The sequence below is a fragment of the Tenacibaculum sp. UWU-22 genome (assembly GCF_041021355.1).
GTDB lineage: Bacteria > Bacteroidota > Bacteroidia > Flavobacteriales > Flavobacteriaceae > Polaribacter.
In genome coordinates this window covers 57,191-69,069 of the sequence record NZ_JBFNGP010000002.1, presented here as the reverse complement: position 1 = coordinate 69,069, position 11,879 = coordinate 57,191, and the positions used below count along the sequence as shown (strand labels likewise).

Sequence of the window (11,879 nt, the reverse complement as noted above, 5' to 3'; positions counted from 1 at the left end):
GTTAATTCAGTTTTAAAAACTTAAAGCTGCATTATTCTTTTTAACAGCTTCAGCAGAGGTTGCTAAATGTTCTTTTTCACTATCGCTTAGGTTAATTTCAACGATTTTTTCTATTCCATTTTTTCCTAAAACAACAGGAACACCAATACATAAGTCAGTCAATCCATATTCGCCATTTAAAAGAGCCGAACAAGGGTATATTTTTTGCTGGTCACAAGCAATTGCTTGTACTAATCCAGAAACAGCAGCCCCTGGAGCATACCAAGCTGATGTGCCTAATAAACCTGTTAAGGTTGCACCACCCACTTTAGTGTCTTCTTTTACTTGTTCTATGCGTTTTTCAGATAAAAACTCAGATACTGGAACAGAATTGCGAGTAGCTAAACGTGTTAAAGGCACCATTCCTTTATCAGAGTGACCGCCAATAACCATACCATCAACATCCGAAATTGGAGCCTCTAAAGCTTCTGCTAAACGATACTTAAAACGAGCAGAATCTAATGCGCCACCCATACCAATAATTCTGTTTTTAGGTAATCCAGTAGCTTTATGTACCAAGTAGGTCATAGTATCCATTGGGTTTGATACTACAATGATAATGGTATTAGGTGATTGCGCTATTAAACTAGTAGCAACTGATTTAACAATACCTGCATTAATACCTAATAATTCATCACGTGACATGCCAGGTTTACGGGCAATACCTGAAGTAATTACACAAATATTTGAATTTGCAGTTTTGCTATAATCATTCGTGGTTCCAACTATTTTTGTATCAAAACCATTTAATGAAGCGGTTTGCATTAAATCCATTGCTTTACCTTCAGCAAAACCATCTTTAATATCTAAAATTACAACTTCTGAGGCGAAATTTTTTATAGCAATATATTCTGCACAACTTGCGCCTACGGCACCTGCGCCAACGACTGTTACTTTCATTTTTAAATTATGTTTTTTGTTTGAAAAAAAATGTCTTGCAAAAGTAGTATAAATAATCCAAAACTAGTAATTAAGATAAATTAAAAAAAACAGATTATTACTAAAAAACGGTGTTGTTTGTTTTTTTAAATAATTGATTATTAATTTATTTGATTTAAATAAGTTAAATAAATTAAATAAGTAAATCCGATTATATGATTTTAACGACTTCTATAATTTTTATTACATTTGCCTAAATATTTAATAACATTTTAACAAAATAATAAATAATGAAAAAAATTATTCTAAAAACAGCATCCTTTATTTTTTTACTTTTATTATCGTACAGTTGTACAGATAATGTAGAATTTGAAGTAAAATCTAATTTTGACTTTGATCTAAATGTTGCAACACCATCTCAAAATGGTTCTGAAGCACCCGATGTTTTGATTTCGGCAGATGTTAATTTAAATGACAATATTGATAATGTTAGTGCTATTAGTTCTCTATCAATTATAGGGTTAACTCTACAACTTGAAGGATACGACCCAAAAACAACTGGTATTGATGGAGATTCTTATATTTCAGATCCTTTAACGGGAGATATAAAAATTACTATTATGGGTAATAATGAAGAAAAGGTAATTTATGAAGGTAACGTAGATTTAGGGACAAATGTTGATGCCGATAACAACAATGCTTCAAAAGTTGCGCCAGTAGTTAAGCTTGCTATTACGCCAATTGAAGCTAAAAAATTAATAAAAAATGGTAAAATAACACTTGAGTATAGCTTTACAAATGCAAAGGTTAGAGATAATGAATTTAAAATTAAAGTTAATACAGAAATAAAAGCTATAACAAGCATATAATTACAAAGACATAAGGGAATATTATAAAAAAACAATATAAAAACACAATGAAAAAACAATTAATCGTACTTAGTTTTTTACTTACAAGCTTTTTTACATTTGCACAGCAAATAGATATCTCATCAATTTTAGAAGGAGGCGCGTCTGACGCACAAACATTGTTAAAAGGATATATTGAGCCATTCCCTAGAGGGTTTGGAAACGGTATTAATGGTGGTTGGTATACTACTGCAAAAGCGCACAAAACTTTAGGTTTTGATATAGCTGTTATAGCAAATGCTGCATTTGTACCTTCTTCAGCTGAAAAATTTACTTTTAATAATGCAGATTATACAAATATAAAATTAGATGATGCTAGTATTTCTAGTGCTGAATTACCAACACTATTTGGTTCTCAAAAATTAGAGGACAGACCAATGTTAAAGTTTACCGATAGCGATGGAAATACGGTTTCTACTTCTGCATTACCTGGTTCTGGATTAAAAGAAGAAATAGGGTATAATGTTGTACCTTCTCCAATGGTACAAGTAGGAGTGGGTTTATTAAAAAAAACAGATTTGATTCTAAGATTTGTGCCAGAACAAAAAACTGAAGATTATAACTTTTCTGTTTTTGGTATTGGTGTTAAGCACGATATTAAACAATGGATTCCTTTTGTAAAAAAATTACCTATTGATGTATCGGTAATAGCAGCATGGAATGATATAAGATCTAAATTCTTTTTAGACCCAAGTAACGAGCCAACACAAGCATTAGAGTTTAATACAAAAACATTTATGTTTCAAGTGTTAGCCTCTAAGAAGCTTTCTATTTTTACTTTCTATAGTGGTTTAGGGCTAACTTCTTATAATACTGATGTAAATGTGTTAGGTACTTATACCACATCTTCATCTAATAAAACGTATGTAGACCCTATAAAATTAGGTTATAAAGGAAGTCCTATAAAAGCTAATTTAGGTTTAAATATTAATCTGCTTTTCATTAATATTGCGGCAGAATACGCTGTGCAACAGTATGATGTTTTTACTGTTAGAGCAGGGTTTAACCTTAGATAAAATAGAGATTAATAAATTTTGACACGATTTTTAAAAAGGGTCTAAATTAAAATTATAGAGGGTTTGACTTAATCGGTTAAACCCTTTTTTTTTGTTTAAAATTTAGCTAAAATTTTTTTCATTTGCTTTTGTAACGCTTCTGCTTTTTTAGCAGCAGCTTCTGCAAAATCGGTTTCGTTAGAAGCGTAGATAATTCCACGAGAAGAATTTATAAGTAACCCAACTTGTTTATTTAAGCCATATTTACATACTTCTTCTAAACTGCCTCCTTGTGCTCCAACTCCAGGAACTAATAAAAAACTATCGGGTATAATTTGTCTAATAGCAGCTAAATATTCTGCCTTTGTAGCACCTACAACATACATTAAATTGTGTGCGTTTTTCCAAGATTTAGACGTTTCAATAACTTGTTTATACAACTCTTTATCGTCAATTTTTTTTGTTTGAAAATCAAAAGCACCTTGGTTTGAAGTTAATGCTAACAAAATGGTATGTTTATTTTCAAAAGCTAAAAAAGGCTCTACCGAATCTTTTCCCATATATGGGGCTACTGTTACCGAATCAAAAGCTAAATTGTTAAAAAAAGCGTTAGCATACATGGTTGAAGTATTGCCAATATCACCACGTTTAGCATCGGCAATTGTAAAAATTTCAGGGTGTTTATCGTTTAAGTAATTAATTGTTTTTTTTAACGACTCCCAACCTTTAATTCCGTAGGCTTCATAAAAAGCAATATTAGGTTTATAAGCAACACACAAATGGTGAGTGGCATCTATAATTGCTTTATTAAAACTAAAAATAGGGTCTTCTTCGTCTAGTAAATAAGCGGGTATTTTAGCTAAATCTACATCTAAACCAATGCATAAAAACGATTGTTTTTTATTAATTTCTTTAACGAGTTGAGTTGTGATCATTATTATGGATAATAAGTAGCGCAAAGATATATATTTTAGTACTATCTTTTATCTTTGCATTGAAATGATTAATTAATTTGTTGTTTTGTAATGTTTCATAAAAAAATAAAATTATTTTGTTTTTTTGACGTGTTACAGTTGAAAATAATTAATAGTAAAAAGTTAACTTAAATTTATTCATGTGAGAAAAAATAGTTTTTTATTAGTAATAGCTTTATTATTAGTAGGTTGTGGTTTTAAAGATGCTACGCAATTTTCTGATAAAGCATTACACGATACCGTTGTTACTTTAACAAATAATAAAACCACATTTGAAGAAGTGATTAATCAATACAAAGGAAAAAAAGTATTGATAGATGTTTGGGCATCTTGGTGTTCAGATTGTATAGGAGGCTTGCCTAAGGTAGCAAAATTGCAAAAACAATTTCCTGAAGTAGTCTTTTTGTTTATGTCTGTTGATGAAGATAGTGAAGCTTGGAAAAAAAGAATTCAGCAATATAATATTCAAGGAGAGCATTATAATTTGCCAAAAGGAATGAAAAAAGGAGATTTTGTAAGTTTTTTACATCTAAATTGGATTCCTCGCTATTTAGTAGTAGATGAACAAGGAAACATTACTGTATTTAATGCAACCAACGCTTTAGATGATAAAATTTCAGAAGCTTTAAAACAAAATACATCGTTTTAGTAAGTATTTTTAATTTAATGGTAAGTTTATTTTTTCAATAGTTAAATTTACACCCTTAATAAAAATTTTAAGTATTAAGCATTAATTATAGAAAAAACAATATTTTATGAGAACTCAAATAGTTGCCGGTAACTGGAAAATGAATAACGATAAAGACGCAACAAAATCGTTAGTAAAAGACATTAAAAAAAATATAAAATCTCTCGACCTAGTAAACACTAGAGTAATAATAGCGCCAACATTTGTTAATTTACCCTTAGCTGTTAAAAAAGCTAAAAAATCAAAAATAGAAGTAGCTGCACAAAATATGCATCAAGCTGAAAGTGGAGCGTATACCGGTGAAGTTTCAGCTAAAATGTTACAAAGCGTAGGCGTAAAAACAGTAATTTTAGGACATTCAGAAAGACGCACTTATTTTAATGAAACCGATCAAATTCTTGCTGAAAAAGTAACAGCTGCATTAAAAAATGAATTAGAAGTTATTTTTTGTTTTGGTGAGTTATTAAACGATAGAAAATCGAATACTCATTTTGAGGTTGTAGAAAACCAATTAAAAAACGGATTATTTCATTTGCCAGCAGAAGAGTTTAGTAATATTATTTTAGCTTACGAACCTGTTTGGGCAATAGGTACGGGTGAAACAGCAACTCCAGAACAAGCGCAAGAAATGCATGCTTTTATTAGAAGTTTACTAGTAAAACAATACAATAATAAGGTAGCAGACAATATGTCTATTTTATATGGAGGAAGCGTTAAGCCAGCCAATGCAAAAGAAATTTTTTCAAAACCCGATGTAGATGGTGGTTTAATTGGTGGAGCTTCGTTACAAGCTGATGATTTTACCGCAATTATAAAAAGCTAGTTAACAAGCTATTTTAATAAAAAAATCAATATTCTAACAAAAGGCATAAAAATTGCTCGTTGTTACAAAATAAATTTATAAGATTATTTATTAGTAAAAAGTAAGCCAAATAGGGCTGTATGATTAGTATGGATAGCATTTATATTGAATATAACTTCACTGTTTCGCCTAAAGAACCAGCAACAGAAATATTAATTGCAGAGTTAGGAGAGGTGGGGTTTGAAAGTTTTGTTGAAAATGAAGAAGGGGTGACTGCTTATATTCAAAAAAGCGATTGGAATCCGACAATTTTAAATGATATTTTTATTTTAAATTCAGACGAATTTCAAATAAAATTTAATCAAAAAGAAGTAGCACAAACCAATTGGAATGCCGAGTGGGAAAAGAATTTTAATCCCATACAGGTTGATGATTTGGTAAGTATTAGAGCTCCGTTTCACGAAAACCCAAATTTACCTTATGATATTGTTATTGAACCCAAAATGAGTTTCGGCACAGGACATCACGAAACTACTTTTATGATGGTTCAACATTTATTACAGTTAGATGTAAAAGATAAAAAAGTGTTAGATATGGGGTGTGGTACAGGTATTTTGGCTATTTTTTCAGAGTTAAAAGGTGCAGATTCTGTTGACGCAATTGATATTGATAATTGGTGTTATTTAAATTCGTTAGAAAATGTACAGCGCAATAATTGTAGTCGTATTAAAGTGTATGAGGGCGATGCTGAATTGTTAACGAATAAAAAATACGATATTGTTATTGCCAATATTAATCGAAATATTTTGTTAGCAGATATTAATAAATATACAAAATGTTTATCTTCAAAAGGGGTTTTACTCTTGAGTGGATTTTACAAAGACGACATTCCAATTATTGATAAAGAAGCCTTGAAAAACGAGTTACAATTAAAAAGGGTTATTGAAAAAAATAACTGGGTGGCTGTAAAATATGTGAAAAATTAAAAAATCTTTTTTAAATTAGCAACATGAGCACAAAAGAAAAGATACAAGAAGAAGTTGATATACTTGAAAAAGAAACGCCTCAGCATGAAATTGTTTTACACAATGATGATGTAAATACGTTTGATTTTGTGATTGATTCTTTGATAGATGTGTGCGACCATACCCTTGAACAAGCAGAGCAATGTACTATTTTAGTGCATTACAAAGGTAAATGTACTGTTAAAACAGGCGAGTATAAAGATTTAGAACCCCGTTGCTCTAAATTACTACAATTAGGGCTGTCTGCAGAGTTGGTTTAGTATGGAGAGTATTTTAAAATATTATGATTTTTCAAAATTTTTTCCAGATAAATCCAATACATTTTCCGAAAATCTTATTTGTTATTCGACCTTAAACGATACTCATTTTTTAATTTTTGAAAAAGAAAATACAATTTATAATTTGTATTTGTCTAGATATTCTTCTAAAAAATCGATTGGCTGTACACCACCAGAAACGCTAGAATTATTGGTAGCTAATTATGATAAATCTATCTCTGAACATCGAATTATACTGAAAAAGTATATTTGGTAAAAATACTTTTAAACAAGCCATTTAGTATAGATAAAAAAATAAATATTTTTTTTTTGACATTATGTGACTTTTAAAAAAAACAGTGTCAAATAAGTGTAGGTAAAAATAAAAAAGCTTACAAAAATTAGTAAAAAGTTTTTTTTCATAAAAGTTAGTAGTAGTTAGTTTTTATACTAAGTTTGGTTAGACAAAAAGATCTTAAGCGCAAGTTTAAGGTCTTTTTATTTGAGGTAAACATTTCTAGTTTATATAATATTAATGTTTCTTTGTTATAATCTATTTTTTAGTTAACTAACAGTAATAACTGTCATGTTTTATAGAATTATATAGTATCTTTGTAGCTAAATAATTTTTATACACACCATAAAAAATATTTTTCATGAAACACATTTTGGTTCCCATAGGTTCATCTCAAAACGCTAAAAACACGGTGCAGTATGCCATAGATTTTGCAAAGGTAATGCAAGCAAAAGTGTTTTTATTTAGGGCTTATAATATACATACAAAGGCAGGTGCATTTGTAAACGTAGATAAAACCATGCAGCGTGAAACAAATTTGTATTTGCGTACGATTATTAATAGTGTTGATAAAAAAGATGTAGAGGTTAATATGATAGCGGCTAAGGGTGATGTGTTGAGTAGTATTGTTAGTATAGATAGAGAACTAGGAATTGATTTAATTGTAATGGGGCCTAGAAGTAATTCAATTAAAGAAGAAGTTTTTTTAGGAAGTACCTCTGGCAGTATAGTAAAGCAAACAGAAATACCAATGCTGGTTGTGCCAGAAGAATATGTTTTTTCTCCGATAAAAAAAGTTTTAACTGCATTTAAATCAGGAGTTATAAATAGAGAGGATGTGCTAAATCCTTTAAAAATTATTTTATCAACTTTTAAAGCTACAACGAACTTATTATTAGTAAAAACCCCAAATTACAAACCTAAAGATTTGGTATTAGATGCTCAGTTAGCGTCTATAAAAAATGAGTTGATTGTTGTTGAAAGCCCTACTACTTTTCAGGGTGTGTTAGAAAATATTCATTTGCAAAATCCTGATATGCTTTGTGTTTTTAGACGAAAGAGAGGTTTTTTTAAAAAACTTTGGGAAAAAAATACCATTCTTAAAAAAGAATTTTATTGTTCAGTTCCGCTATTGATATTAAGCGAAAAATTATAAGTATAAAATGGGGCATTAGCTCAGTTGGCTAGAGTGTTTGACTGGCAGTCAAAAGGTCATCGGTTCGAATCCGATATGCTCCACTTTCTTAATTTTAGTAAGGTAATTCTTTAGGTTCTACAAAATCTACTTCTGGATTGTAAATTTCGAGTATCATCTTTTTTATTTCTACTATAAATTCATCTAAGTGTTCTTGGGTAATTTTATAGTCAGGTGAGCGGTAATTTGCAGAGAAATTAATAGCTAAAAAACCACTTTTTAAATTTTTAAACGAAAAAATTCCTGCAGTTATAGGCTCATCTAAACAAATTTCTTTTTGTTTGGTATATAAATAAACATACAATAATACCTGAATAGCTTTGTGATATTTTATTTCTCGAATTGTTTTAAAATCGGTTACTTTAAGGTTTGTGGCTTCTACCATTCCAGTTTTATAATCAATAATTCGAGTAACTCCATTTAACTCATCAATACGATCAACAATACCCTTAAGTTTAATAGGAAAAGGAATGCCTTCAATTTTAATTTCTGATGTTAATTCTTGTTCTGTTGCTATTATTTTTAGTTCGTTATTTTCGTTTTGTAATATTTTTTTTTCTTTTGATAAAAAATTGATAATAAAACGGTTAGCAACTTCAAAGATTAATCGATTTTTACCTGTAGTTATGTCGCCACTTTTAAAGTGTTTTAAAAAATAAAAAGAAACTAGCTCTTTTGTTTTGTTGAGCATTTGTTCAATATCATTTACAGCTAAAAACTTGCCTATATAGGGTTGGTATAGTTCATCTAAAGTATCATGTATTACTGTACCCATAGTATTGGCGGCTATGGTTTCTTCGACATCTTCTAATTCATTTATTTTTAATATTTTTTGTTTGTAAAAAGCAATAGGATTGTATAAGTAACTGGTTAATGCAGAGGGTGATATTCCTTTTTTAGCAATTTCTTCTAGTCGTTTAATAACCTTGCTGTCTTTTTTTATTATTTTTAATTCAATGGGTGCAGCTATTACTTTTGGACTAATAATTTTTTCAACTACATCATTTCGCATCATTGCTAACTGGGCTAAAAACCTACTTTTTTCGCCACTACCAAATGCATCATTTTCTGTATTGTATAAAATGTAAATGTTTTTAGCACGTTGTAATAATCTAAAAAAATGATACGAAAACAAAGCATCTTTTTCTTTATAGGTAGGTAATTCAAATGCTATTTTTACATCAAAAGGAATAAAACTATTTCTTTGTTTATTTGCAGGTAAAACCCCTTCATTTACAGAGGTAATAATTACATTTTCAAAATCTAATAAACGTGTTTCTAACATTCCCATTATTTGTAGCCCTTGTAAGGGTTCGCCTTGAAATGATAGGTTTTCAGATATAATTAATTGTCTAAAAAAAAGATATAATGTTTTTAAATCTTGTATATAATTAAATTGACTATCTAAATTTTGTAGTTGCGTAAATACGGTATAAAAACGGAATAAATATTCTTTTTCAAGCGGATTAGCTTTTTCTTTTAACACATTAATCAATTCAATAATTCGTTGTAAAAAATCATCGATTGAGGTAAATGGATTAAAAATAGACTGAATAACTTTTTTTATATCTTGATTAAGTGGCGAAAGAATTTCAACTATTTTTTGTTGGCTTATAAATGTGTTGTTTTCTTTTGTAATAGTGTTTAAAATTACATCAGCAATATTGATTTCAGTATTCATTTGAAAAAGTTGATATATCGAACTGTTTTTTATAAAACCAATAACATCTTTATAATAAAAAAGCGTGTTTTTTTGTAATTTTTTTTGATTAATAAATAACTGAAAAAAGGCAAACATTAAACTTGTAGTTGGTATGTCTTTTAACGGATACCCCATGGTAATGTTTACGGCGTTTACATTTTGAGGTAGCGAATTTAAAGTAATCGGTAAAAGTGCCTCGTCAGCTAATACTAATGCCGTGTTGTTGTAGTTGGTAAAGGTTTTTAAAATTTCTCCTACATGTTTTATTTGCGTATTGTTTTTTGGGGCACCAATAAGGGTTATGTTTTTTTTTTCAGAAAAGTGATTTTTAACAATCTTAATGGGGTTTTTTTGGTAGTACTTCCATTGGGTTTTATACTTTCTTAAAAAGCTTCCTGCTTCGTGGTTGCTTTCTAAAAAAGCAACATCAATATCCCAATAAATTTCAGTGTTTTTTTCAAGTAAAAATTGTTGAAATAAAAATTCTTCTGCTTTATTTAAAGCGTTAAACCCTATAAAAATGTATTTTTTGTGTTTATTGTTATTGATAAAAGTTGCCACTTTTTCTGTAGCTTCACGATACAAAATACCTTGATAACCTATCTTATTTTTAACTAAAAACAGATAAAAAGCTTCGTAAAAATGGTGTAATTTTTCGATAAATGAAAAGTGATCTTTTATTAGTTGAGTTTCTTTAAATTCGCCTTTTACTGACCATTTTCGTAGTCGATGAATATCGCGTAAATACACAAATATATCTTTAGGAGATATTAAATTTTGGTCAATTTCGTTAAAATCTTGAATAGCGGTATAAGCCCAAGAAGAAAACACTTCAAACGAGTCTGGATTATCCGCTAACTCTTTATAAATACCATAAAAATAAAATAATAACTCCGTAGCGTCTGTTTTTTTTAGTTCAGAAATTAAAGCAATAAGTTCTTCAATGTTTAAAATTTCAGGAAGAAACCCTGTAGAAATTTTATCTTTAAATGCTTGTTTTACAAATATATTGGCTCTTTGTGAAGGAAGCACGAAAACAACATCTCTAAACGATTTTGTGGTTTGTAAAATGGTTGTTACTGTTTCTGAAATAAAAGTTTGCATTATTAAAATAAAAAAATTACTTAAAAAAGACTGCTGTAAAAAGTTATTGTTTGGGTATGATTTTAAATCGAAAATACAATATTTATCCTATTTTTGATGTAATAATAGTGTATTATTTATGAATCAAGAAAAAACATTAAAGGTTGCTTTAATTCAATCTGATTTGGTTTGGGAAAACCCCGCCGAAAACAGAAAAAGATTAGAAAACAAGATAAATAGCATTACCGATCCAGTTGATTTAATTGTGTTGCCCGAAATGTTTACTACGGGTTTTACAATGAATGTAGCAAAGGTTGCCGAAACCATGAATGGTGAAACTGTACATTGGTTGCAACGTTTAGCTCAGCAAAAATCTGCAGCTATTACAGGAAGTATTGTTATTAAAGAAAAATCTTCTGGCACCATTGAAAACGAAGCTGTTTATTTTAATCGGTTATTGTTTGTGCACCCTTCAAAAAAAATAGATGTTTACGATAAAAGGCATAGGTTTACTTTAGCTGGAGAACAAAATGTATTTACTTCAGGAAATAAAAAAGTAATTATTACTTATAAAGGATGGAAAATTTGCCCTTTAATTTGTTATGATTTACGCTTTCCCGTTTGGGCTAGAAATATCGAAAAATACGACTTACTTATGTATGTTGCCAGTTGGCCAAAACCTCGTATTAAGGCGTGGAAAACGTTATTAAAAGCTAGAGCTATCGAAAATATGAGCTATACTATTGGGGTAAATAGAGTAGGGGTAGATAGTAATAATTACCAGTACAACGGAAAAACAATTTGTTATGATGCCTTGGGTAATAGTATGATAAAAAAAAGCTCTACAATCGAAACCATTTTTTTGGTTACACTTGATAAAAATGCTCAAGATAAGGTTCGTGAAAAATTACCCTTTTTAGAAGATAGCGATACATTTACCCTATTGTAAAAAATATTTTTTAGGTAGCATTAAAATTTTACTACGTAAGATTTTCTGATAAAAGAAAAAAATTAGGTTGCCTTAAAAGAAAATTGCA

At 29.4% G+C, this 11,879-nt stretch carries 12 protein-coding genes and 1 tRNA gene; 10 read left to right on the top strand and 3 right to left on the bottom strand.

Annotated features, from left to right (window positions below; translation table 11 throughout):
- Positions 1–12 precede the first annotated feature (12 nt).
- On the bottom strand, positions 13–939 hold the full coding sequence (gene mdh, locus AB2B44_RS05650) for a malate dehydrogenase (RefSeq protein ID WP_369048598.1): 927 nt from the start codon (positions 937–939) through the stop codon (positions 13–15).
- 269 nt (positions 940–1,208) lie between these two features.
- On the opposite strand from mdh, the gene AB2B44_RS05645 reads away from it, so the two are divergent.
- The gene (locus tag AB2B44_RS05645) at positions 1,209–1,787 is read left to right on the top strand and encodes a hypothetical protein (RefSeq protein WP_369048597.1); all 579 of its coding nucleotides are present in this window, start codon (positions 1,209–1,211) and stop codon (positions 1,785–1,787) included.
- Positions 1,788–1,834: 47 nt separating this feature from the next.
- Complete coding sequence (locus AB2B44_RS05640; RefSeq protein ID WP_369048596.1) at positions 1,835–2,842, top strand: DUF6588 family protein; 1,008 nt, start codon at positions 1,835–1,837, stop codon at positions 2,840–2,842.
- A gap of 95 nt (positions 2,843–2,937) precedes the next feature.
- Here the strand turns inward: AB2B44_RS05640 and pyrF are convergent, their stop codons facing one another.
- Positions 2,938–3,756 (bottom strand): orotidine-5'-phosphate decarboxylase, encoded by an 819-nt coding sequence (pyrF, locus tag AB2B44_RS05635; protein ID WP_369048595.1) that lies wholly within the window; start codon positions 3,754–3,756, stop codon positions 2,938–2,940.
- Positions 3,757–3,937: 181 nt separating this feature from the next.
- On the opposite strand from pyrF, the gene AB2B44_RS05630 reads away from it, so the two are divergent.
- From AB2B44_RS05630 to AB2B44_RS05600, 7 genes are all read left to right on the top strand, one after another.
- The gene (locus AB2B44_RS05630) at positions 3,938–4,444 is read left to right on the top strand and encodes a thioredoxin-like domain-containing protein (RefSeq protein ID WP_369048594.1); all 507 of its coding nucleotides are present in this window, start codon (positions 3,938–3,940) and stop codon (positions 4,442–4,444) included.
- Positions 4,445–4,550: 106 nt separating this feature from the next.
- A complete protein-coding gene (gene tpiA, locus AB2B44_RS05625) occupies positions 4,551–5,306 on the top strand; it encodes a triose-phosphate isomerase (protein WP_369048593.1) in 756 nt (251 codons plus the stop codon).
- 128 nt (positions 5,307–5,434) lie between these two features.
- Complete coding sequence (gene prmA / locus AB2B44_RS05620; protein ID WP_369048760.1) at positions 5,435–6,271, top strand: 50S ribosomal protein L11 methyltransferase; 837 nt, start codon at positions 5,435–5,437, stop codon at positions 6,269–6,271.
- A 23-nt stretch (positions 6,272–6,294) separates the two neighbouring features.
- Positions 6,295–6,570 (top strand): ATP-dependent Clp protease adaptor ClpS, encoded by a 276-nt coding sequence (locus AB2B44_RS05615; RefSeq protein ID WP_369048592.1) that lies wholly within the window; start codon positions 6,295–6,297, stop codon positions 6,568–6,570.
- Position 6,571: 1 nt separating this feature from the next.
- Positions 6,572–6,844: a hypothetical protein gene (locus tag AB2B44_RS05610; RefSeq protein WP_369048591.1), complete on the top strand. Its 273-nt coding sequence runs from the start codon at positions 6,572–6,574 to the stop codon at positions 6,842–6,844.
- Between the two features lie 379 nt (positions 6,845–7,223).
- Entirely contained in the window at positions 7,224–8,018 is a 795-nt protein-coding gene (locus AB2B44_RS05605) for a universal stress protein (protein WP_369048590.1), read from the top strand.
- Between the two features lie 9 nt (positions 8,019–8,027).
- Positions 8,028–8,101: transfer RNA gene (locus AB2B44_RS05600), tRNA-Ala, on the top strand.
- Between the two features lie 11 nt (positions 8,102–8,112).
- Here the strand turns inward: AB2B44_RS05600 and AB2B44_RS05595 are convergent.
- On the bottom strand, positions 8,113–10,863 hold the full coding sequence (locus AB2B44_RS05595; RefSeq protein ID WP_369048589.1) for a PD-(D/E)XK nuclease family protein: 2,751 nt from the start codon (positions 10,861–10,863) through the stop codon (positions 8,113–8,115).
- Between the two features lie 118 nt (positions 10,864–10,981).
- Here AB2B44_RS05595 and AB2B44_RS05590 point away from each other — a divergent pair, with 118 nt between their 5' ends.
- On the top strand, positions 10,982–11,791 hold the full coding sequence (locus tag AB2B44_RS05590) for an amidohydrolase (protein ID WP_369048588.1): 810 nt from the start codon (positions 10,982–10,984) through the stop codon (positions 11,789–11,791).
- Positions 11,792–11,879: the final 88 nt, after the last annotated feature.

Bases quoted from the DNA above. Each gene is read 5' to 3' on its own strand.
- mdh (WP_369048598.1), bottom strand. From the start codon at position 939: ATGAAAGTAACAGTCGTTGGCGCAGGTGCCGTAGGCGCAAGTTGTGCA.
- AB2B44_RS05645 (WP_369048597.1), top strand. From the start codon at position 1,209: ATGAAAAAAATTATTCTAAAAACAGCATCCTTTATTTTTTTACTTTTA.
- AB2B44_RS05640 (WP_369048596.1), top strand. From the start codon at position 1,835: ATGAAAAAACAATTAATCGTACTTAGTTTTTTACTTACAAGCTTTTTT.
- pyrF (WP_369048595.1), bottom strand. From the start codon at position 3,756: ATGATCACAACTCAACTCGTTAAAGAAATTAATAAAAAACAATCGTTT.
- tpiA (WP_369048593.1), top strand. From the start codon at position 4,551: ATGAGAACTCAAATAGTTGCCGGTAACTGGAAAATGAATAACGATAAA.
- prmA (WP_369048760.1), top strand. From the start codon at position 5,435: ATGGATAGCATTTATATTGAATATAACTTCACTGTTTCGCCTAAAGAA.
- AB2B44_RS05615 (WP_369048592.1), top strand. From the start codon at position 6,295: ATGAGCACAAAAGAAAAGATACAAGAAGAAGTTGATATACTTGAAAAA.
- AB2B44_RS05610 (WP_369048591.1), top strand. From the start codon at position 6,572: ATGGAGAGTATTTTAAAATATTATGATTTTTCAAAATTTTTTCCAGAT.
- AB2B44_RS05605 (WP_369048590.1), top strand. From the start codon at position 7,224: ATGAAACACATTTTGGTTCCCATAGGTTCATCTCAAAACGCTAAAAAC.
- AB2B44_RS05595 (WP_369048589.1), bottom strand. From the start codon at position 10,863: ATGCAAACTTTTATTTCAGAAACAGTAACAACCATTTTACAAACCACA.
- AB2B44_RS05590 (WP_369048588.1), top strand. From the start codon at position 10,982: ATGAATCAAGAAAAAACATTAAAGGTTGCTTTAATTCAATCTGATTTG.